The organism is Arthrobacter sp. P1_H7 (assembly GCF_056405215.1).
This window is the reverse complement of the sequence record NZ_JBFUCO010000007.1, coordinates 1-21,961: the sequence shown is the minus strand read 5'-3', so window position 1 is coordinate 21,961 and position 21,961 is coordinate 1. Positions and strand designations below refer to the sequence as shown.

The following is a 21,961-nucleotide window of genomic DNA, read 5'->3' as shown; positions in this document are numbered from 1 at the left end:
GGTCCGCCCTAGCCGTGCCCGTGCACGGAGTTCAGGCCCTTGGCGTAGGCCGCCTGCCCCACATGCTGGAGGCAATCGGCAATCGTGCTCACCAGCCGCACCCCGAGGGTGACGGGCGGGTCCCAGCGGGTATCGACGATGCGGTCGAAGTCGTCGTCGCCGAGGTTCGCCAGGAAATTCGCGGTCTGCCGGTGGACCGCGTCGTAGTATTCGAGCAACAGTTCCGGCGGTGCCTGCACCGCGTCCACCTGGGCGCTCGTATGGCCGTAGCCGGTGTCCCGCTTGGAGAGCGGCAGGCCGAAGCGGGCGGCAAACCCCTCCGAGGTCCACACCTGGTCCAGGCCCGCGGCGGAGGCGACTTGGGCGTCCTCGACCCTGCTGAGGTGCCAGATGAGCCAGGCCATTGAATTCCCGTTGCCTCCGGGTCGTCGGAGCAGGGCGGCCTCATCGACCCCGGCCAGGGCCGCGGCCACCGTCTCACGGATCCGGCCGAAGGCATCCAGCAGCAGTTCATTGGATTTCATCGAGTCCCCTCGCTGTGCGTGATCGAAGTGCTGTGCATGATCGGTGATCCCCATGCTTGCATGGAGGCCGCACCGGCGGATAGGGCCGCGCGTCTCCGTGCCAAGGGCGCAGGCGGAGACCCTCCCGGCGGCAACACTGCCGCGCGCAGTTCCGCAGTCCGCGAGGTCTTGGCAGCGGCGACCCCCGCGCCTACCCTTACGGATTATGAGCAACTTGTTGCCTGTAGCGCAGCCGGTGCGGGCGACGTCCAGTCGTTGGGAACGCCGGGACAAGTTCCATCTCGCCGGCATCACCGGCTTCGTCCTCCTGCTCAACGTCGTCGGCTGGAGTGTGTTGACCCTGGCCGTGGCTCCACAGAACTTCGCGCTGGGCCGCTCCGGTGTGTACGGGGTAGGGCTGGGCGTCACCGCCTTTCTGCTGGGAGTGCGGCACGCGTTCGACGCCGACCACATCGCCGTCATCGACAACACCACCCGCAAGCTGGTCGGCGAGGGCAAGGCCGCGCTGGGGGTGGGCTTCTGGTTCTCGCTGGGCCACTCGACCGTAGTGTTCGGCGCGGCGCTGCTCCTGGCCCTCGGCGCGAGGGCCATGGCCGGCACCGTGCAGGACGGGGACTCGGCCCTGATGCAGACGCTGGGACTGGTGGGAAGCGTCGTGGCCGGAACGTTCCTGATCCTGATTGGTCTGATGAACCTCGCCTCGGTGATCGGCATCGCCCGGGTGTTCCGCGGGATGCGGACCGGGGAACTGGACGAGGCCGAGCTTGAGCACCAGCTCAACAACCGGGGCTTCCTGGCGCGGCTCCTCGGCGGAACCATCCGGCGGATCACCAAACCATGGCACATCTATCCCGTCGGCCTGCTGATGGGCCTGGGATTCGACACCGCGTCCCAGGTTGCCCTGCTCGTGCTCGCGGCCGGTTCCGCGGCCTTCTCCCTGCCCTGGTACGCCATCCTGGTCCTGCCGGTGCTGTTCGCCGCCGGAATGAGCATTTTCGACACCGCCGACGGTGTTTTCATGTCCCGGGCTTACGGGTGGGCGTTCCTGAAGCCGGTCCGCAAGGTCTTTTACAACCTCACAGTCACGGTGCTCTCGGTGATTGTGGCCCTGGTGGTCGGGGTTACCGTGCTGCTCGGGGTCGTGGCGGACAAGATGGGACTCGAATCCGGGCCGGCTGCCGCCATTGGCTCGCTGGACCTCGGAAACGTCGGGTACATCATTGTCGGACTATTCGTCATCATCTGGCTGATCGCGCTCGCCGTCTGGAAATTTGGCCGGATCGAGCAACGCTGGAGCCGGGCCGGCACCAGCTGAGCCACTTCCGGCGCAAATTGGGTCAGCAGTTGGGCGAGTCGAACTCGTAGGCCCCCGAATCGGCAGCGGCCGTTCCGTTGCAGTCCCCGTCCTGGGGCACCGCACTTCCGGCAAGGTCGACGGCGGACAGGCTCGTTCCAGCGCGGTCGATGGCCGGGCTGGTGCCGGTCAGGTGGAGATCGGCCGGTGCGTTCACGAAGCGGGCAGACGCGGTGGTGGACGTGCTGTTCGGGACAAAGTTGAGCGGGCCGTTGAGGACGTTCTGCTTCTCGGTCCAGCCCGAGCCGTTGATCCACAAGGAGTTCTTGACGCCCGTCAGGATGTTGCCACGGATCACGGTCGATGCCGGGCAGCCCGCATGGCAGACGACCGCCTGGGATTGCGGGCCGTTCAGATACACGGTGTTGAACTCGAACACGGTGCCGTTCGTCGGCCCGAAGGACGTCCCTGCACCGCGGGCGATCAAGCCCTTGGCCTGGGCACAGTTGGCACCACAGGTCGACCGGACCAGGTTGTAGCGGTAGGTGTTGCCGTCCGCAGTTCCGGAGGACCGGCCGATCTCCGAGAAGTTGTTGTTGTCCAGGGACACGTTGTGATGGATGTAGTTCCGGCTGCCGTTGTAGATTTCGAAAGAACCGCCGTCGCGCGTGTAATCGTAGGAAAACGCGGTGGAGCCGCTGACCGTGTTGCCGGAAAGTTCGTTGTCATTGCCGTTGACCAGCACACCGGAAGCGCCAGAATCGTCACTGCAGTTCACCGCCTGGGGTGTCCCGCAATTCGTGCCCTGTGTCAGGACGTTCATGATGTTGTTGTTGGTCAGCACATTGCCGGTGTATTTCCCGAAGTCAGACCCGGTCCCTGCTTTGATGCCAACGGCATTGTTGGAGGCACTGGAATTGCGGACCGTATTGCGGTCGCCGGTGACGCTGATGCCCGCGTAGCCGCAGGAGACACCCCGAAGCCCGTCAACGGTGGTGAAGTTGCCGTTGATCCTGATGCAGTTTCCTGATTTGCCGCCCGTAATGGTCGGAGCGTTGCCGGGCCCGTAGCCGATCAAGGTGATGGGCGCTGCCTCGGTCCCGCTCTGGGTGGTCACGACACCGCCGGTCCAGGTGTCGCCCCTGCGGAAACTGACGGTGTCGCCGGGCATGAGGACGATCGAGTTGACCTTCGACAGTGACTTCCAAGGTGCAGCGCTTGACGTTCCGGAATTCGTATCGCTCCCGGCCGCACTGACGAAGTACGTGGTGCCCGCGGCCTGGGCCGGCGCCGGGAGGCCCACCGCCGACCAGCCGGCCGTCAGGAGCAGGGTGGTCAAGGCTGTGAAGGCGGAATTGATTCTCATGGCCATCCTCGCGGGTTTGTGGGTGAACGGAGGAGAGCTCCGCGACCTTGAGTGTGTCCGCTCCGGCGCTTCGACCATAAGTCGAGACAGGTCATCCGCCGACCCTAGTGGGCCGGGGTTGTAAAAAGCTGGGGACAGGTCCGGGCACAGCCTGATCCCAGGCCGTTCTTCCGAGTGGCCCGCGGACCATCCGGTTCGGGTGAGGCGGCGGCCGGAGGAGCGGTCCTATGGTCAGGGAATGGGACTACTGCGGCACCGGAGTACGAGATCGAACGCGACGGCCATACGGTCGCCACGATCTCCAAGAAGCGGTTCCGCGTGCGCGAGTCCTACGGCGTCGCAATCGCGGGCGGCCGAGGACGTTCCGCTCATGCTTGCGATCACCGTCGCCATCGACTCGTTGACCTAGCCTGGCCAGGCACCATGGCGCCCAGGAAACGCACCCGATCCCGGCTAGCCGTGACCCTGTGGGGGCTTTTCGGCTTCTTCACAGCGAGCGCGGTCTGCGGCGTCCTGGCCGCCAGCCTCCTGGTCCCGACCGTGGCCGCCGCCGGCGTCGCCGTCAAGGAATCGATCGTCCTGTTCAACAGCCTCCCCTCGGAACTGACCGTTGATCCGCCGTCGGAGTCGACCAGGGTGCTCAGCGCCGACGGGAAACCGATCGCCACCTTCTATGCGGAAAACCGCGTGAAGGTCCGTCTCGACCAGATGTCCCAGTACATCAAGGACGCGATCGTCGCGATCGAGGACCGCCGCTTCTACGAACATGCCGGCATCGACCCCCAGGGGATTCTCCGGGCCCTGGTGTCCAACCTGACCAGCGGCGGCAGGCAGGGCGCTTCCACCCTGACCCAGCAGTACGTCACCAACGTGCTCAACGAATCCCTCGTGTCGGCGGACCGGGGCGATCAAATTGTCCTCAACGGGCAAAAGAGCATGGCCGACAAGATTCGCGAGATGAGGCTCGCCGTTGAACTGGAGAAGAAGTACACCAAGGACCAAATCCTCGAGGGGTACTTGAACATCGTGTTCTTCGCCCGGGACGCCTACGGCATCGAAGCCGCGTCCCGCTACTTCTTCAACACCACGGCCAAGGACCTCACCCTGCCGCAAGCTGCCCTGCTGGCCGGCCTCGTGAACAGCCCCAGCTTCTACAATCCTGACGTCCATCCGGAGAACGCCGTCCAGCGACGCAACCAGGTTCTCGCCAGGATGCTCAGCTACGGCGCCATCTCCCGGACCGAGCATGATGCGGCCGTCGCCGCGCCGGTGGATCTCAAGATCACCCCCGGCAGGCAGGGGTGCGCGGGCGCGGAAATGGCACCGTACTTCTGCGACTACGTGTCCCACCTCATCCTCAACAATCCGGCCTACGGCGCGGATATGGCCGAGCGGGAGCGGAAGCTGTTCCGCGGTGGCCTGACTATCACCACCACCCTGGACAGCCGGCTCCAACTGGCCGCCCAGGCGCAGGTCGATGCCACGGCCGGGGCCAACCCGGACAAATGGGGCGCGGCGATGGTCTCCATCGCACCCGGTACCGGCAAGATCCTGGCGATGGCGCAAAACACCGTCTTCCTCCCGGCGCCCGGGAAATTCGATACGCAACTGAACTTCAACGTCGATTCCAAGGATGCCAACGGCAACGACCTCAACGGCGCCGGCGGGTTCCAGCCCGGCTCCACTATGAAGCCGTTCACGTTCGCGGAATGGCTCAACGAGGGCAAGTCCCTGGCCGCTATAGTCGACGCGTCCCGTCGATCCTATCCGCTCGGGTTCCGCTGGAGATCAAGCTGCGGCAGGGTGCTCGGGGCCTACAGCACCAGCCAGAAGAGCCTCGGCGCGGCGGACGACCTCCAGAACAACGACGCCGGGTACTACCGCCGCATGCGCGTGGACTACGGGCTGTATAACTCCATCAACACCGCCACCTTCGCCGAAGCCGCGCAACTCGACTTCTGCGGCATCCAGAAGATGGTCGATGCCGCCGGGCTCCACAGCGGCGTGGACAACGCCCAAATCAACATGCACCAGCTGGGCAATCTGCTGGGCGCCATCGGGGTGGCGCCGCTCCATCTGGCCAACGCGTTTGCCACGTTCGCCAACGACGGCAAGTACTGCGCACCGATCGCCATAGTGTCCGTCACTGATGCGGCGGGACGAAAGCTTCCGGCCGAGGCCAGCGCCTGCCGTGATGCGTTCAAGCCCGAGGTCGCCCGGGGCGTGAACGCCGTGCTGCAGGACGTGTTGAAACGCGGGTCCGGCGTTTACATCAAGCCCAAGGTCCAGGAGCGGTTCCCGGTCGCGGCCAAGACCGGCACTTCCAATACCAACGGCGCCACCTGGGTGGTGGGCTACACCAGCGGCCTCGCGACGGCTTCCTTCTTCGGCGACGCCCTGGAGGGCCAGAAGCGGCCAGGGCAAAACATCACCGTCAACGGCAAGTTCTATAAGGCCATTGACGGGTACATGCTCGCCGGCCCGCAGTGGGCGAACTACATGCTTCAGGTCGCCCGGTATTACCCCACCGCCACCTTCCCGACGCCGCCGGAGTCCATGACCCGGACGCCCTCCTCGAGCCGCACGCCCCGTACGACCCGCACGCCGTGCTTCCCCGTTGTTGATGGGACGTTGTGTCGCTGACACGGGCCCGAAATCCTCTGGATCCAAAAGCGCACTCTATGCCAACGGGGCCCGGAGCCTCTATCCTCTTGCCATGGGAGACGGGATCAATTTCCGGCGAGGGGAAGCGCGCCACCGCGCGCGAGTGGCTCGTGAATCCCGATAGCGCCCAGCCCCACGACAATTACGACGCCTTCCTGTCGAGGCTGGACGCCGCTACAACCAGCCTGAGCACCCGGGCCGCGTCGCTGGACAAAGCACTGGCAGCCGTTTCACTCCTCTTGGGACCATCTGAGTCAGCCGTCCGGAAATGGGAACGACGGCGCCATTACGTCAGTGAGCAGCTCGCCGTGCACTCCGGGTCGCCGCAGTCCTACACCGCGCTGTGCGAGCTCCACGTCGTGGCAGGAAAAATGGAATCGATGCTCCGCGGCCGTGTCCAGCGTGTCACCGAGAAGCTGGCAGTCATGCAAGGGCGTCGAGAGGCCATCGACAAGTCACTGTTGGAGCTTGAGCTGAGCAGAATTAAGCTGACCTCATCCCGGATGCTGTCACAAGACCGCGAAAAGTTGAGCAGCATCTTTTCCGAAATCGCCGGCTCCACCGTGGCCACAGGAGCCATTCCCGATATGGGGTTGCTGAGCGATCTCAAGGAAGCACGCGAGGCAATCATCCTGGCCGAAGCGCTCATGGAAGTGAAGGGGTACTAATCATGGATATTTCACGGCGCGATCAGCCCCGAAAGGACATCGTCGCTCTTGTTCGCTGGTCAAAGAAACCGGGCGAAAACCCCGTTTTCAAATTCATCATGTCGAGTATTTTGGGATTGATTCTCTGCCTGTTCCTGATGATCTTTCTGCCCTTCCTCAGAAGCTTCGGTGCCTTGGTGTTGTTCACCCTCTTCTTCGCCGCGCTTCTGACGGTGCGCACGGTCACGGCCCAACGCCGCTTCATGCGGGGGCTGACCAAGAGGATCAATGACACCCTCGCCGAGGTCACGAGCAGCCCGGGCGACCAACTGTCGGTCAGGCAATTCCGGCACATGACCAAGAGCGGCGAGCAACTTCCGCTCCTTGTCAGCGGCGTACCCGGGCTGAACCTGCATGTGGCCCGGGCATCAACGCTGGAGAAACATGCCCCCGAGAAGTGGGTTGCGGTCTTCACGGTTGTGCCTCCGGAGAACGGGACCGCCAGCTTCGACCGCCTGGTGGCGGCGGCCATCAACGCCGGCCCCGGTACCACCAGCGCGAAGGCCTCCTAGCGGCTGGAGCTTGCCCCCGTCGTCACTCCAAATTTTTCAGCGCCGCTGGTGGCCGGCTCCTCGGCCATGCAGAGCGGCCAAGTGGGACGTTCTGCCCTAGCGTCTAAGCCATATAGGCCCAACAGTGAGGACATGACGACCAAGTCGGGTCGCAGGCTGTCTCTGCTCAGCAAGTTTTGGGCTGCTGTTTTCTTCCCTCCAAGGAGTACAGAGAATTCAGAGATCTGGTTCCGGGGACCGAAAATGACGCCAAGACAACATGTTGACCGGGTGAGTGCCGAGGACATGATGTCCCTGGACGCCGATATTGGCTCAGCACCAATGCAAGTCGGGGCCATCCTCATGCTCAGCGGGGAAGGCGGCGAAGATCCTGCACCCCTCCTGGATGCACTGGCGCGTCGACTCGGCGCTGTCCCCCGGCTGCGTCAACGGCTGGTCTCTGTCCCCTTCGGCTGCGGGCGGCCCATTTGGGCGGATGATTCCGGCTTTGATCCGGCACATCACATGGGCGTGATCGCCTGTCCGGCCGGCGGCGAGGAAGCCGTGCTCAACATCGCAGCCGAAATGCTCGCCACGCCGCTGTCCCACGACCGTCCTCTCTGGTCAGCCAAGCTCATTACCGGCGTGAACCAGGACGTGTCAGCGCTTGTTGTCGTTTTTCATCATGTCCTCACGGATGGAATTGGAGGTCTCGCCGTCCTGGAGGCCCTGGCCGCCGCGGAAGACGGGTGGGATGGCCGCCGGGAGACAGAGATCCCATACTCGGCGCTGCACCTGGCCATTGATGCTGCAAGGAGCCGATTCAACGCACTGGCCCGGCTGCCGGCCGCACTGCGGACCGCAGCCGCCGGAGCCTCCGAGTTGCGACAGACGGGCAAACCCCGGGCTGCCCGCACCTCACTCAACCGCCCGACGGGTCCGCAACGGACGCTTGCTGTCCTCCGCTGCGACGTGGAGGCCGTCAGAACCGCCGCACACGTGCAGGGAGCGACGATCAACGATCTCATCCTCACCGCCGTCGCGACGGCCCTGCACCGCGTGCTGCTGGCGCGGGGCGAATATGTCGAAGAGTTCGTCATCTCTGTGCTGTTTTCGGCACGCCGTCACACAACAGTCACCTACTTGGGGAACCGGAGCGGCATCATCCCGGTGACCGTTCCCGCGGTCGGTCCGACCAACAGACGGCTGGCAACAGTGGCCGCAACAATGATGAGTGTCAAGCAGCGGCCTCCCGGGGCCTCCACTGCAATCATCGGCCCCGTATCCCGGATCGCAGCGCACCTTGGCGCCTACCGCTTCGTCATAGACCACCAACACCTTGTCCACACATTCGTCACGAACCTGCGGGGGCCCGAACGCGCCCTGGTGATCGCGGGCCGGCCGGTAACCGGGATCATTCCGCTCGGAGCGATCAGCGGTAACGTAACGGTTGCATTTGCAGTCCTCTCCTACGCCGGCACGCTGACCATCACCACAATCGCCGATCCCGAGACATGCCCGGACCTGACACGTTTGCGTGACGAACTTTCCAGCGCACTTGAAGCTCTGATGGAGACTGGGCCCGCATAAGCTTCGACCCGGGAATATCCGGCCATGCAGAGCAGACGGCCGGGCGCATACTGCGCGGGTGGGAACCTAAGGGACTGACCTGGCGCTGGCTAACGGCGTTTATCCAAGCGTTCACGGAGCTTTGTCCAGAAGCCCTGACCGGCGCCGTCGTGATTCATCCGCCCGGTCCAGTGGCTCTTCGAGATGTCCCTCCGGTAGACATGACTGTGAACGGTTGGGTCCGTACTCAGCAGCCAGTCCACGACGCCCCAGAATTGGGCCAGCAAGTCCTGCTGGAGCGCTTCCTCGCGTGAGAGTTTGTGGCCCCAAAGGGGTGAGTCAGGATATGGCCGGGCTGCGTCCACCACAGTCGCCGCCGGTTCTGCGGTTCCCGCTATGGGACCGACTCTGCAGCCGAAGCTCACTCGCCCGCCGGTGGAGTCGTCCCCGAATGGGCCGAATATGACATCGATCCACGCCTCATGTTCGTCGCCATGGTGATGAAGTGCTGACTTCGCAATGGCATGGGTGCGGCCATCCATCAGGATGAAGTGATCCACAACGACAAAGGTCGCCCCGCAACAGGAGCATTCCTGCTCACGAATGTCCGGCGCGCCATCCAAGCTCAAGGTCATGCCCCGACCCTAAGCGATGGACTGGGTATCCTGCCTGCAACCGGGCCATAACTTTAAGTATCCGGGCCGCGCGGCCGGCGCCTGGCCTCGACTGTCCTGGCCATCGCCCTCGCCGGTGCCGTGGTCTGCGTCAGCACCGCCCCGTCTACGGTTTCCGTGCAAGGGCTTCGGTGTTTGCGGCGCTGTCGGGGCTGAACCTGTTCCCTATTGAAGGGATGCGGTCAGGCGCGCCAGATTGTCGAATACTTTTTGGGCTATGGGCCGCCGGATCCAGTCCTCGAGCTGCAGCTCGCGGCTTTCCACGCGGTACCCGTCTTCGATCCCGCGAATGGCGTCCACAAAATCGCGCCCGTGCACAAGTACCGATACCTCCATGTTGAGGCTGAAGGAACGGACATCCATGTTGCTGGACCCAATTACCGCAACCTCCTCATCGATGGTGAAGTGCTTGGAGTGCAGCACCTTGGGCGAGCGGTAAAGGTAGATCCTGACGCCGGCGCGGAGCAGTGCTTCGTAATACGAACGCTGCGCGTGATAGACCATGCTCTGGTCTCCGACCTCGGAAACAAAGAGCTCGACGCTTAGCCCCCGCCCAGCTGCCGTGACAATAGCCATGAGGATGGATTCGTCCGGGACAAAGTATGGACTGGTGATGCTGACGCGGCGCTCAGCTTTGTGGATAAGGGTCGCGTAGAGCTTCAAATTGTTGTCGTTGTCGAAGCTGGGGCCACTGGGCAGGACCTGTGCGTCAATGAGCGCAGAATGATGGCTGACGCCTATGGCGCTGGAATCCAGTGGCAGTATCACATCCGTTTCGCTGTACCAGTCCGTCGCGAAGACCGCATCCAGCTCCCGGACCACTGGTCCCTCAACGCGCACCATCAGTTCGTGCCACCGGAGCCCGCGCTTCAGGTTGCCCTTCGTGTCGTAGCTTGCGTCGATGAGGTTCTGGGACCCAGTGAATCCCACGCGGCCATCGACGACGAGGATCTTCCGGTGATTGCGCAGGTCCGGCCTCTGCCATTCGCCACGCCACGGCCGGACGGGCAGCATGGGGCGATACTCCGCCCCCATCTCCTGGAGAAACTCCAAGGTTTCCTTCCGGCCGGGGAATTTCAGGCCAGCCAGATGATCGGACAGAACCCGCACGTCAACGCCGCGCCGTCGTGCCCGGGCCAGCGCTTGAAAAAACGGCGCCGTCGTTGCGTCCAATACCAGGATGTAAAACTCCACGTGCACGTAACTGGTGGCCGAATCAATCTCGGCGATCATGGCATCGAAAGTGCCGTTGTAGTCGCCCAGCAGGGTCGCACTGTTGCCCTCGACCATTGGGAGCGCCCCGAGGTTGCTGTTCAACACCACCGCCGAATGCAGCCAATCCGGCCAGTCAAGGCCGCGGCTAATGAGCGGGCTGCCTTCAGTCCGGGCCAGGACCAGAGCGTTGACTTCGCGCTGTTTGTCCCGGCGCGCCTTGGGCAGTTTCGAGTAACCAACAAAGAAATACGCGACGGCACCAAGGATCGGTATGAAAATTATGGCGAGCACCCAGGCAATGGCAGAGGATGGACGGCGATTCATTGACACCAGGACAGCTGCGACGGTCACGAGTAATATGTGGGCCGCCAGAAGGAGCAAGGCGAACGTTTCGGCGTCCTGGAAGAATCCGCGCACGGCTGCCTAAACGTACTTCGAGGCACGAACGCCGTCAGGCCGGCACCCGGCTCTTGGTTTCTTCGAAATATCCCAAAAGTTCTTCCGGAAACTCATTTGTCTTTCCTGCTCTCAAAAGAAGCGTTCTCGTTTCCGGGACGGCCTGTCCCTCAGCCCTCTCTGTGGAGGGTATGACCATTGTTTGCATCAAGCCAGGCATGGGCCTCACCCGCTGCGGGTGAAATTTCCTGAAATGCAGAGCGCGAGTTCCGAGTCATGTTCGACCAGCCGGGCCTGCAGGCGACTGATATCCCGGACCCGGTCCGCGGAATAGTCCGCTCGCCGGGCTGCAAGGATCCGCAACCTGTTCCGAAGCCGCGGCAGGGCCTACGGCTGCGCCCGAGGAGTCGTCGCCGTTAGCAGTGGCCGCCAAATAGACGGACGCAGAAAGGAAAGGCAGGCACCCGAAGGGCGCCTGCCTTTCCGTCGCCCATGCCGCGCTCAGTGGCTCTTGCGTGCGTCCTGCAGGTGCCGGTCGAGCTTTTCTTCGGCTTCGCGGCGCCGCTGACCGATGATGCGCAACTGCTGCGTGATCGGATTTCCGTAGCCATCAACGTCGCGGTGATGCGTGCCCTTCAGGCGCTCCGGGCCGGAGGGCAGGGTCAACCGCGGTTCAGTATTTTCGCCCATACCGGGATGATCCCACACTGCCCGCCGGCTGAAAAGGGACTGTTTTAGCCTCGAAAATTGGCCGGCACGCCTGGTTCACTCCCGGCTCGTGTCCCGATGCAGGTCCGTGTCGAGGGCATGGCCGCTGGCCAGCCTGGCCAGCAGGAGCCCCAGCTGCGCAGACTGTTCGCTGGTAAGTGGGGCCAGGAGGTCGGCCTCGTGCCGTTCGGCGATTCCGCGCAGTGCTCCGAGCACCTTCGTGCCCTCGGCTGTCAGCCGGAGCTCGTAGTTCCGCCGGTCGGCGCTGCTGCGCACGCGCGCCACCAGGCCCCGCGTTTCCAGCGAGTCGATGAGGGGAACAACCCGGCTCGGCACCGCTCCCAGGCGGTCGGCCAGGGACCGCTGGCTCAGCCCGGGGGTGCGGCCGAGCAGGCGGAGGACACCCGCGTCGCTGGGGGTCAGGCCGAGCTCGCGGGTGCGTTCGGCGAAGCGTGCCGATGCCAGTGCCCCGAGCTGGGACAACAGGAAAGCGGTTCGCTTCGGCCGCGGCGGATCCGGTGAGTCCATGCCCCCATATTACGCCATTGACAGAATCATTCAATAGGTGAATCATTTTAGTTGTGACGTAATTATCGGAAAGAAGCGATCATGACCGACCTGTCCTCCCCCCACACCGTTCCCTCGACGCGGTCCGGGGGCCCCAACCCGGGCATCCTGGCGGCCGTGAGTCTGGGACTCACGCTCGGAGCCCTGCTCAGCAGCACGATCCTCACCAACGGGCAGACGTACGTCTCGCCCTTCTCCCCAGCCGGCCAGGTCGCGGCATATTTTCACGGGAACCCCGACGCCGTGCGGCTCGCCAGCCTGTTCCAATTCGGTTCAGCGGTGCCGCTCGGCATCTTTGCGGCCACCGTTTACGCCCGGCAGCTGCGGCTTGGCGTGCGCGTCCCCGGGCCCGCCATCGGCTTCTTTGGCGGCATCACCGCCTCGGTGTTCCTCATGGTCTCGGCCGCCGTGGGGTGGGTCCTGAGCCGCCCGGAAATCACCACCGACGTGACGCTGACCCACGCACTGTCGTTTCTCGCGTTCATCACCGGCGGCGTCGCCTATGTCGTCGGCCTGGGTCTCCTCGTCGCCGGAATCGCCGTCCCCGCCCTCATCCTGCGCTTCGTGCCGCGCTGGCTGGCCTGGGCTGGTCTGGTCATCGCCGGCCTGTCCGAGCTGAGCTTCCTCTCCATGGTGATCGAGCCGCTCCAGTTCCTGTTGCCCGTCGGGCGGTTCGGCGGACTCGCCTGGCTCGTTGCGGTCGGATTCCTGTTGCCGCGGAGCCGGGCTGCCGCTAATCGACGGGAACCCTGAGCCTCTCGCTGGCTTGCCCGGTCTAGGCACCATCCCCGGAGAGGCCGCCGAGCACTGCCCCGTCGGTGCGGCCATAGCGCACGCGCTCAGTGGGACGATGATGCAGGAGGGGTTGGCGGGCGCCCGAACGGCGACCTGGCGACCGTCCGGCGCCTGGCCTCGAGGGCTGCGCGGGCGTTTCCGCCGCCGCTTCATCCGTGACGAGTGTCAGGTCGGTTCGCCGGCCCTGGGCAGCTTCTTCCCGGAGCGCGATCAGGTGTTCCGCCAGCGCAACTTCCGGCCGGCCCGGGTTGGCCTGCAGAAAACGGCACAGCTGATCCCGGGCACGGGCCTGCCCCGGCGAAGAATCTGACAACACTTCGGCGATGATCTCGGTGGCCTGCAGGCGTATCCCCCGCGCCCGGCCGTCCTCCGGCTCGTTGACCCACGGGTCCGTGGGCGTGTTTCCGTGTGATGGTTCCGCACGGGACGTCAACTCAATGGACATTGGCTATTCCTTTGTTCCCGTTCCGGCAGAGCCCGGAACCGGCCACGATCCCTGGAGTCCTGCGTACATTCCTGGAGCCAGCGGGGCGGAAGACCGTGAAGACACATTACAACGGGAAAGACCGGTCTGTCTCGGATCGGGGGCGGATTTGATTGCGGCGCCAGGCCCTGTGGCAAAGCTTAATCGCGGCTCTGGATGACTTCCTGCAGCCATGCGATTGCGTCGGTCCTGGATGTAAAGAACTCGTGCGGGTACTTGGTCTCCCGGCTCGTGGCGGAAGCGATGACCCTGTCGACTGTGCTGGATCCGAGGACCGCGATGGCCACCACGCCCCTGCTCTGCGCGAACTGGTATCTGGCCGCCGCGCTGAACACCACGTCGGTCATCTCCGAGAGCATTGGCATCGGCGTCCCGCCACTGATCCGGTCCACGGCGAGCATGGCGTCCCGGGCGTCGTCGGCGTCCACAAAAGAACCCGGGCGCCAGAGGCTCCTGAGTATCCCTGCATCGACGCTGAGCGAGTTCTTCCCGTCAGCGGCGTCGATTGGTCCCTGCATCATGCCGTTGATCCTAGGCCCGAACTGCGCCGGCGCCCCGCACCGCGCCCATGGCACAGCCGGCGAACGCCGCACGGCGTGGATTCTGCCCTGGCTGCGGAACAACCGCGGGGTGCCGGACGTTGCACTTAGCCTAGTTAAGACTCGAGAAATGAGAACAAGCCACGTGGCAACCGATTACGACGAAGTCCGCTCGGACGTCAAGGAAACCCAGGAAAACTCCCTGGAAGCGCTGCAGTCCGCCAACGCGCCGGACGCCCGCAGCGTCGTCCAGGAACTCGACGAGGCCGACGGGCTGGATGGGGCCGGAGTCCCGGGCGGCGAGTTCATCGCCGAAGAGCTGATTGTCCAGGTCATCCCGCAGGCTAACGACGAGTTCACCTGCAGCTCCTGCTTCCTGGTCCGGCACCGTTCCCAGATCGCCCGGCAGTCTGGCAACGACATCTACTGCACGGACTGCGAGGGCTAAAAACAGGCTGCCCTGGCCGAGGCCAGTGACGCGAGGGCATGATCCCCTGCCTGAGGTGTGGTTCCGGACAGACCATCGGCATGCCTTCGCCGGCCTCCTGCCATTCCCTCGGACAGGCACCAAGGTTTTCCAAAGTTGCTGTGGGGATCATTGGCGACATTCCACAACTGCATTGGGGGCGCGGTCATGACTTCTCAGACCGGGGCGGTTTCTGTTCGGGACAACGGGCGTGCTGTTTCACCCAAATGGACATTCCGGGGCATGGATAGAGGAAAGCCGGTGATGAGGCAGCACTTCAGAAGGCTCATGCGTCGTACAGCGGTCATCGTCGTGCTGGCCGTGGCCAGCGTCGGCGCAATCGGCGGGACTGCGCAGGCCGCCCCCAGCCACCACAGCCCCCATTACACGGCCGGCGCTTCCGGCAGCGGCGACGAGTACTTCCCGTTCGCCGGCAACGGCGGCTACGACGTCCTGAACTACGACCTCGCGCTCCGCTATGCGCCACCGACCAATCCCGCGGTGCTCGCAGGCCGCCTCAGCGGGGTCGCGACTGTCACCGTCCGTGCGAAGCAGAACCTGGAGTCGCTCAACTTCGACCTGCGCGGCCTCGGCGTCACCTCGGTCCGGGTCGATGGCAAAACCGCCAAGTGGTCCCAAGTGCAAAACGACGCGAACCGGATCTGGGAACTCACCATTGGGCTGCGGCCGAAGCTGAAGGCCGGACAGACGACGTCGATCGTGATCGAGTACGGCGGAATCACCGGCCGGCCGCTCGACACCACCGGGGCGCTCTACGGTTGGGTCACCACCGCTGACGGTGCCATGGTCGTCAACGAGCCCGAGGGTGCGGCGACCTGGTACCCCGTGAATGACGACCCTGAAGACAAGGCGACCTACACGTTCCGCATCACGGTGCCGGCTGGGAAGACGGCTGTGGCGAACGGCCTGCCCGTCGGCAGGCCGGCGACGAAGGCCGGATGGACCACATGGACGTGGAAGGCCTCGGACCCGATGGCCAGCTACCTGTCGACGGCGAACGTCGGCGACTTTGCCCTGTCGTACGACGTCGGTCCGCACGGGCTGCCCATCATCAACGCGATCGATGCGGACGTGACGGGCGCGGCACTGGCCGAGACGAAGGCGTCGCTTGCGTTGCAGCCCCAGATGATCACATTCCTTGAGGGCCAGTTCGGGCGGTACCCGTTCGAGGCCTTCGGTGCGATTGTCGACGACGACACGGTCGACTATGCGCTGGAGACGCAGACGCGGCCGGTCTACTCAGAGGTCGCGGACGAATACACGGTGGTGCACGAACTCGGGCACCAGTGGTTCGGCAACGCGGTGAGCCCGTCCGACTGGCAGGACATCTGGCTGAACGAGGGCTGGGCGACGTACATCGAGTGGCTGTGGGCCGAGCACCAAGGCACGGCCACGATGCCTGAACAGTTCGGGGACGCGGTGGCATACCTCGACGCAAACAAGCGCTGGGCGCTCAACATCGCAGACCCGGGCCGCGACAACTTGTTCGCGGGACAGGTCTACCTCCGCGGGGCGGCTGCCCTCTACGCGCTGCGCGCGGAGATCGGCGACGCGGCATTCCTCAGCGGCACCCGGATGTGGCTGAGCCGCTACAACGACTCGACGGCGACGACGGAAGACTTCGAAGCCGTGATGGAAAAGGCCTCGGGCCAGCAGCTCGACGCGTTCTTTGACGACTGGCTGCGCGAAGGCGACCGCCCGGCGATGCCACAGCAGGCGGTAGCGGGCCCGCACCATCAGCCCTGACTGCATGGGGCGTCAGGCGCGCGGGCGCATGAGCGGTGGGTTGAGCACGGCCCGTACTGGCTGACCTGCTGCCTGGCGGGCTGCTTCAGCGAGCCGGAAGAGCGCGGCAGGGCGGCCGGCGTCCCCTGTCGTCATCCGCCCGGTGTCTTCCAGGAAACCAGGCGTTCCCGTGGCCTTGCGGTGGAAGTTCCGGGGGTCCAGCCGCGTGCCCCAGACGGCCTCGTACACGGCCCGGAGCTGGGCAATGGTGAACTCGTCGCCGCAGAAGGCCGCCCCCAACGGCGAATATTCGAGCTTTGACTTCGCCCGCTCCAAGGCGTCGACGAGGATCCGCTCGTGGTCGAACGCGAGCTGCAATTCGCCGTCCAGCGCCTGGCTGACCGGGTACCAGGCAGCGTGCTCGGCGTCGCTCCCGGCGGACAGGACGGGGAAGTTGGGCGCGAGCAGCAGGTGCGCCACCGTGAGCACATCCCCCCGCGGGTCGCGCCCCTTCGGGCCGTAGCTCCCCAGTTGTTCCAGATGGCCAGGGACCCCCACGACGCCGGTTTCCTCGGTCAGCTCACGGCCCGCCGCCGTCACCAGGTCCTCCCCCGCCAGCACGAAACCGCCGGGCAGGGCGAGCCTGCCGCGGAAGGGCTCAATGAGGCGGGTGATGAGCAGGACCTTCAGGACGTCGTCGGTCACGGTGAGGGCGACGACGTCGACCGTCACCGGGAAGCGCGCGGGCGCCGGGTGGGATTCAGGCATGAACCCATCGTAGATATTTATCGTCATATTGACAATAAATATCGCAAGGCCCTACAGTTTATTTATCGTCAAATTGACGACAACATTGGACGGTTTAGGAGAATCCCATGGCCAGCATCAAGCGCTACCCCTGGATCAGCCACTTCCTGGGCAGCCCCACCGGCTATGTCGTGCACCTGCAGAAGGGCGAGGTCAAGCACCAGGGAGTCGGCCAGGCCTTCTGGTTCCGGCCGGCGAACTCAGTGCTTAGCGAGGTTCCCGTGGATGATCAGGAACTGCCCACCCTCTTCCACGCCATCACCCGTGACCACCAGGACGTCAGCGTCCAGGCCAACGTGACCTACCGCTTCATCGACCCGGTGGCAGTCTCCAACCGGCTGGACTTCGGCCTCCAGCCGGCCGGCGCGGCGCCGGCGACCGGGAAGGAGCAGGTGGCCACGATTATCGGCCAGCTGTGCCAGAGCCACGCCATAGACCAGATCGCCACCACGACGCTTGCCGAGGCGCTGGAACGCGGAGTCAGCCAGCTCCGTAACGTCCTCACCGAGGCCCTGCGCGCTGACACCCGGCTCCTGTCCACCGGCATCGAGATCCTTGGGGTGCAGGTCCTGGCGGTCCGGCCGGAGTCCGACGTCGAACGGGCCCTGCAGACGCCGGTCCGTGAGCAGCTCCAGGCCGAAGCAGACCGCGCCGTGTACGAACGCCGGGCAGTCGCCGTCGAGCGCGAACGGACCATCTCCGAGAACGAGATGGCGAGCCAGATCGAACTGGCAACCCGTCGCGAACACCTGGTAGCCCAGGAAGGCGCCAACGCTCGGCGCCAGGCCGAGGAAAAAGCCGCAGCGGGACTCATCGAGGCGGAGGCTTCGGCCGAACGCAAAGGCATCGGCGCCTCCGCCGAAGCGAACCAGATCCGTCTCGTAGGCCAGGCAGCAGCGGCCCGTGAGGCCGCCACCATGGAGGTCTACAGCGGCATGGAACAGGCCACTCTGCTGGCACTGGCCCTGCGCGACGCAGCCGGATCACTGCCCAACATCGGCAACCTCACTATCACGCCGGACCTGCTCAGCGGGGCACTTGCCGGGCTGTTCAGGGAGCCCGCGGGCGGCGCGGTTCCGGCTCCTGCCGCCGGCATGGTGGCAAGCACCACCGGCAGCTTCGAGAACTAGGATCCTGACATGGCAAACCCCCGCCTCGTCATCGTCCACCGCCGGACCGAACTCCAGGAACTCCTGGACCGGCACGCCACCCGCGGCCAGGCCGAATTCTTCCTCCGCACCCGCGGCCGCACCCTCCAAGACGTGCAGGAGCGCCACGACCGGCTCAACGCAGCACTGGCGACCGTCCGCGCCGCAGTTCCGGCCGAATGGCGGCACGCCGAAGTGGAACGCGCGGACCTCAGCAGGTTCCTGCTCACACCGGAGGACGTCATCGCCGTTGTCGGTCAGGACGGGCTTGTGGCAAACACGGCGAAGTACCTCAACTCCCAGCCCGTCATCGGGGTCGACCCGGAACCGGAAGCAAACCCGGGCGTCCTGGTTCGACACACACCCAAGGAGGCAGCCAGGCTCCTGCACGAGGCCGCTGCCGCCGGGACTGTGGAGCGGCTGCAGTGCCAGGAACTCGCGACTGTGACGGCACGGCTCGACGACGGGCAGGAACTCTCGGGGCTCAACGAGGTTTTCATCGGGCACGCCTCTCACCAATCGGCCCGATACCGGCTCACGACCCCGGCGGGCCGGGCCGAGCGCCACTCTTCGTCGGGACTGATCGTCTCGACGGGCACGGGCGCCACGGGCTGGTGCGCATCCATCGCCCTCGACCGCGGCGGACGCCCCCTGCCGGCGCCAACAGACCCCCGACTGGCATGGTTCGTCCGGGAGGCATGGCCCTCCCCCATCACAGGAACCTCCTTGACCGAGGGGGTCCTGGAGGCAGGCGAAACACTCCGCATCACTGTTGCATCCGACCAGCTCGTGGTGTTCGGTGACGGGATGGAAGACGACCGCCTCACCGCATCCTGGGGACAGGAAATCACGGTCCAGTTGGGCGCACGGCCGCTCCGGCTGGTGGGGTAGAGCCCCGCTGACGCCCCTTCGCCGACTTCCCCAAGCTGCGCGGCCTGGCCCTACCTCCGCGAAGACTTGAGGGCCATCGCGGATCCGCCGCCGCGCCGCACGGGCTCGGCGGCTGCGACCATGCCGCCATCGGGCAGGAACTCGATGGCGGTCGCGGCGCCGATCTCCGCTGCCGAGGTGAACGCATCCCCCGACGGCGTGAACTGATGGCCAAAGGGTGCCAACTGACTGCCGTACTTGGCGATGAACTCCGGCTCGGCCGTGACCTTGGCCGTGTTCCGTTGCGAGGCCCGCGGTGCCGCGATCGCCTCGGAGATGGTCATGCCCAGGTCCACCCGGTTCAGGATGGTCTGCAGGACGGTGGTGATGATGGTCGATCCGCCGGGCGAGCCGAGGGCGAGGAACGGTTTGCCCTCCTTGAGGATGATGGTCGGCGACATGGACGAGCGCGGGCGCTTTGCCGGCTCGATCCGGTTCGGGTCGGCCGGGTCGTAGACGGTCGAGAAGTCGGTCAGCTCGTTATTGAGCAGGAAGCCGCGGCCGGGGACCACCATGCCGGATCCGCCGGTCTGCTCGATCGTGAGCGTGTAGTCCACCACATTCCCCCACTTGTCCGCGACGGTCAGGTTGGTCGTCGAGATGTTCTCCGTGTCCAACTCGACCGCAGGCGCGACGGCGGCGGCCGGGCACGCGCCGTCGTACGCGGACACGTCCCCCGGCGCAACCGGCTTCGCCGCCGCGTGCAGCGGGTCGATCCGGCAGGCGCGCTCCTTGCCGAACAGAGGGTCAGTGAGCGCGGCGGTGGGGACGCCGACAAACGCGGGGTCCCCCACGTACTTGCCACGGTCCGCGAAGGCAAGCGCGCTGGCCTCAAGGTAGTGATGCAGGGCGCCCGGAGTGGACATCCCGGACAGGTTGGAGGGGTCCAGGATGTTCAGCGCCTCGCCTACCGTGGTGCCGCCGCTGCTGGAGGGCGCCATGCCGTAGACGTCCAGGTCGCGGTAGTCCACGTGCGTGGGCGCCTGGTCCAGGGCGCGGTATGCGGCGAGATCCGCCGTCGTCAGGTGGCCTGCCGGAACGGGCAGCTGTGTTTTGGAAGTCGTAGGCGGAGCCTGCACCGTGGCCGCGATCTCGGCCGCAAGCGGCCCGCTGTAGAAGCCGCTGGTGCCCTTTTTCGCGAGGAGCCGGTATGTCTCGGCGAGGTCGTGGTTTTGGAAGACACTGCCGACGGCGGGGGCGTCGCCGCCCGGGAGGTAGAGGCTGCTGGTCGAGGTGAAGGCCTCGAACCGGGACTTGTTGTCGAGTGTCTGCTGGCGGAACGTCTTGTCGACCACGAACCCGCGGGTCGCCACGTTGATGGCGGGTTTCAGGGCATCGCCGAGGCTCAACGTGCCCCACCGGTCCAGGGCACGTGCCCACGTGGCCGGGGTGCCCGGGACGCCAACGGAGACGCCGCTTGTGACGAGCTCGGGTGTGAAGCGATAGGGCTGCCCGGTCGCCGGGTCGATGAACGCGTCGTGCGGCATGCCTGCCGGCGCGGTCTCGCGGCCGTCGATCGTGCCCACCTTGCCAGTCTTCGCGTCGTAGAACACGAAGTAGCCCCCGCCGCCGATTCCGGCGCTGTACGGCTCAGTCACACCAAGGGTCGCCGCTGCGGCGACGGCGGCGTCCGCCGCGTTGCCGCCCTTGCGGAGGACCTCGATCGCCGCAGCGGATGCCTCAGGGTCCACGGTGCTCACCGCACCGCCGTACCCAGTGGCGGTTGACGTCTTTGCGATTTCCCGCGGATCGGCCTGCGCAGGGGCGAGGACGCCGCCCGTCACGCTCAATGCCAGGGCCGCCGTCACAGCCACCAGCCCACGTGTCATATGTGCCATGATTACTCCCGAGTCCGTGTTACGCCTGTTGACAGTTCTTGTCACGCTACTACGCGGGCGTGCGCCACTCAACACTCGCGTCGACGGCATTGGCTGCCCTTTCGCTAGCCGTCAGAAGGGGCTGCCGGCTGCTCGGTGGCGTCGGCGGGGTCCGGGGCGCACTCCCGGTCAACCCCGCCCCCGGCGGCATTTACAGTCTCTCCCGGCACTCTGCCCGCGTTGGTTGTTGGCGGCTTGCCGCAACTGAAATCCGCGGACGTAAGTCAGTGCCTTACTCATGTGGCTACAAGACCGGTCTCATCAAATATTGTCGGTGGCTCGTGATCTGCTTGGGGTATGGATCGCAGGACAGCACGGGATGCGGAGACGTGGAGTGCGGAGAGCGGGGCGGCCGTGGAGGCCGTCGCCAAGTCCGCTGCTGCGCTGGCTGCCTTGGCCGGATCGGGCGCTGACCGATCCGGTCCGCCCGTTGCCTGCCCGCTGGAAGACGGCGATCCGTTGCGGCGTCTGGCGGACGGTTGCCTGGACGGGCTCGCCGAGGTTGCCCGGCTGGAGGCCCGGACCGCGGCGCTGAAGGTTCAGCTGGCCGCCGACTACGCGCAGGCGGCCAGGTTCCTGGCCCCACCCGCGGCGTCCGCGCGGGACCGTGCCGCGCAGGAGATGGCCCTGGTGGCCGAGGTCGCGTGTGTCCTGACGGTCAGCGAACGCAGCGCCGGCGCCCTGCTGGCCGAGTCCCGGGCCCTGACGACGGCGCTGCCGCTGACCTTGGCCGCGCTGCGGGCCGGCACGGTCTCCTGGGCCCACGCCCGGATCCTCGTGGAGGAAACCGCCGGCCTGGACCGGGCCGGCGCGGCCGGGCTCGAAGCGCACTTCCTGGACCCCGGCGCGCCCAACGCGGCCCGCGGCTGCCCGGCCGGGGACCTCGTTCCGGCCCGGTTCCGGGCCAAGGCACGCACCTGGCGCGAACGCCACCACCCGGCCAGCATCGAGACACGCCACGCCACGAGCGCCGCGGACCGGCGGGTCGAGTTCG

The 21,961-nt window shown here is 65.6% G+C and carries 20 protein-coding genes and 1 pseudogene; 11 read left to right on the top strand and 10 right to left on the bottom strand.

The genetic code is table 11. The features are described 5' to 3' along the window. Positions 1–8 precede the first annotated feature (8 nt). On the bottom strand, positions 9–524 hold the full coding sequence (locus tag AC1DXI_RS09345; protein WP_026537180.1) for a mycothiol transferase: 516 nt from the start codon (positions 522–524) through the stop codon (positions 9–11). Positions 525–729: 205 nt separating this feature from the next. On the opposite strand from AC1DXI_RS09345, the gene nicT reads away from it, so the two are divergent. After that, positions 730–1,839 (top strand): Nickel transporter NicT, encoded by a 1,110-nt coding sequence (gene nicT / locus AC1DXI_RS09340; protein WP_476938350.1) that lies wholly within the window; start codon positions 730–732, stop codon positions 1,837–1,839. A gap of 22 nt (positions 1,840–1,861) precedes the next feature. Here nicT and AC1DXI_RS09335 read toward each other — a convergent pair whose 3' ends face one another. Continuing rightward, positions 1,862–3,184 carry a right-handed parallel beta-helix repeat-containing protein gene (locus AC1DXI_RS09335; RefSeq protein ID WP_476938349.1) on the bottom strand — a complete coding sequence of 441 codons (1,323 nt, stop codon included), beginning with the start codon at positions 3,182–3,184 and terminating at the stop codon, positions 1,862–1,864. Positions 3,185–3,607: 423 nt separating this feature from the next. Here AC1DXI_RS09335 and AC1DXI_RS09330 point away from each other — a divergent pair, with 423 nt between their 5' ends. From AC1DXI_RS09330 to AC1DXI_RS09315, 4 genes are all read left to right on the top strand, one after another. Continuing rightward, a complete protein-coding gene (locus tag AC1DXI_RS09330; protein ID WP_476938348.1) occupies positions 3,608–5,827 on the top strand; it encodes a transglycosylase domain-containing protein in 2,220 nt (739 codons plus the stop codon). Positions 5,828–5,865: 38 nt separating this feature from the next. Further along, a complete protein-coding gene (locus AC1DXI_RS09325; RefSeq protein WP_476938347.1) occupies positions 5,866–6,516 on the top strand; it encodes a hypothetical protein in 651 nt (216 codons plus the stop codon). A gap of 2 nt (positions 6,517–6,518) precedes the next feature. After that, complete coding sequence (locus tag AC1DXI_RS09320; protein WP_476938346.1) at positions 6,519–7,067, top strand: hypothetical protein; 549 nt, start codon at positions 6,519–6,521, stop codon at positions 7,065–7,067. Positions 7,068–7,337: 270 nt separating this feature from the next. Next, positions 7,338–8,636 carry a wax ester/triacylglycerol synthase domain-containing protein gene (locus AC1DXI_RS09315; RefSeq protein WP_476938345.1) on the top strand — a complete coding sequence of 433 codons (1,299 nt, stop codon included), beginning with the start codon at positions 7,338–7,340 and terminating at the stop codon, positions 8,634–8,636. Between the two features lie 89 nt (positions 8,637–8,725). Here AC1DXI_RS09315 and AC1DXI_RS09310 read toward each other — a convergent pair whose 3' ends face one another. The 4 genes from AC1DXI_RS09310 to AC1DXI_RS09295 form a co-directional block, all read right to left on the bottom strand. Next, positions 8,726–9,250: a hypothetical protein gene (locus AC1DXI_RS09310; protein ID WP_476938344.1), complete on the bottom strand. Its 525-nt coding sequence runs from the start codon at positions 9,248–9,250 to the stop codon at positions 8,726–8,728. A 204-nt stretch (positions 9,251–9,454) separates the two neighbouring features. Continuing rightward, a complete protein-coding gene (cls, locus tag AC1DXI_RS09305) occupies positions 9,455–10,921 on the bottom strand; it encodes a cardiolipin synthase (protein WP_476938343.1) in 1,467 nt (488 codons plus the stop codon). 480 nt (positions 10,922–11,401) lie between these two features. Beyond that, positions 11,402–11,590 (bottom strand): hypothetical protein, encoded by a 189-nt coding sequence (locus AC1DXI_RS09300; RefSeq protein ID WP_018773281.1) that lies wholly within the window; start codon positions 11,588–11,590, stop codon positions 11,402–11,404. 75 nt (positions 11,591–11,665) lie between these two features. Continuing rightward, on the bottom strand, positions 11,666–12,136 hold the full coding sequence (locus AC1DXI_RS09295; RefSeq protein WP_476938342.1) for a MarR family winged helix-turn-helix transcriptional regulator: 471 nt from the start codon (positions 12,134–12,136) through the stop codon (positions 11,666–11,668). Between the two features lie 81 nt (positions 12,137–12,217). Here AC1DXI_RS09295 and AC1DXI_RS09290 point away from each other — a divergent pair, with 81 nt between their 5' ends. Then, a complete protein-coding gene (locus AC1DXI_RS09290; RefSeq protein ID WP_476938341.1) occupies positions 12,218–12,928 on the top strand; it encodes a hypothetical protein in 711 nt (236 codons plus the stop codon). 22 nt (positions 12,929–12,950) lie between these two features. Here AC1DXI_RS09290 and AC1DXI_RS09285 read toward each other — a convergent pair whose 3' ends face one another. Both AC1DXI_RS09285 and AC1DXI_RS09280 read right to left on the bottom strand, forming a co-directional pair. Beyond that, positions 12,951–13,415 (bottom strand): hypothetical protein, encoded by a 465-nt coding sequence (locus tag AC1DXI_RS09285; RefSeq protein WP_476938340.1) that lies wholly within the window; start codon positions 13,413–13,415, stop codon positions 12,951–12,953. A gap of 179 nt (positions 13,416–13,594) precedes the next feature. Beyond that, positions 13,595–13,975, bottom strand: coding sequence for a DUF7793 family protein (locus AC1DXI_RS09280; RefSeq protein ID WP_476938339.1), 381 nt, complete (start codon positions 13,973–13,975; stop codon positions 13,595–13,597). A gap of 163 nt (positions 13,976–14,138) precedes the next feature. Between AC1DXI_RS09280 and AC1DXI_RS09275 the strand changes: the two genes are divergently transcribed. Continuing rightward, positions 14,139–14,441 (top strand): DUF4193 domain-containing protein, encoded by a 303-nt coding sequence (locus tag AC1DXI_RS09275; protein WP_018773286.1) that lies wholly within the window; start codon positions 14,139–14,141, stop codon positions 14,439–14,441. A 306-nt stretch (positions 14,442–14,747) separates the two neighbouring features. Continuing rightward, positions 14,748–16,226 carry a M1 family metallopeptidase gene (locus AC1DXI_RS09270; RefSeq protein ID WP_476938338.1) on the top strand — a complete coding sequence of 493 codons (1,479 nt, stop codon included), beginning with the start codon at positions 14,748–14,750 and terminating at the stop codon, positions 16,224–16,226. Between the two features lie 12 nt (positions 16,227–16,238). Here the strand turns inward: AC1DXI_RS09270 and AC1DXI_RS09265 are convergent, their stop codons facing one another. Next, positions 16,239–16,973 (bottom strand): NUDIX hydrolase, encoded by a 735-nt coding sequence (locus tag AC1DXI_RS09265; RefSeq protein WP_476938337.1) that lies wholly within the window; start codon positions 16,971–16,973, stop codon positions 16,239–16,241. Between the two features lie 107 nt (positions 16,974–17,080). On the opposite strand from AC1DXI_RS09265, the gene AC1DXI_RS09260 reads away from it, so the two are divergent. Beyond that, entirely contained in the window at positions 17,081–18,142 is a 1,062-nt protein-coding gene (locus tag AC1DXI_RS09260; protein WP_476938336.1) for an SPFH domain-containing protein, read from the top strand. 9 nt (positions 18,143–18,151) lie between these two features. Then, positions 18,152–19,051, top strand: coding sequence for a diacylglycerol kinase catalytic domain-containing protein (locus tag AC1DXI_RS09255; RefSeq protein ID WP_476938335.1), 900 nt, complete (start codon positions 18,152–18,154; stop codon positions 19,049–19,051). A 50-nt stretch (positions 19,052–19,101) separates the two neighbouring features. On the opposite strand, the gene ggt is transcribed toward AC1DXI_RS09255, so the two are convergent. After that, positions 19,102–20,928 carry a gamma-glutamyltransferase gene (gene ggt / locus AC1DXI_RS09250; protein WP_476938334.1) on the bottom strand — a complete coding sequence of 609 codons (1,827 nt, stop codon included), beginning with the start codon at positions 20,926–20,928 and terminating at the stop codon, positions 19,102–19,104. 336 nt (positions 20,929–21,264) lie between these two features. Between ggt and AC1DXI_RS09245 the strand changes: the two are divergent. After that, a pseudogene (locus tag AC1DXI_RS09245) lies at positions 21,265–21,961 on the top strand (HNH endonuclease signature motif containing protein); the annotation flags it as partial.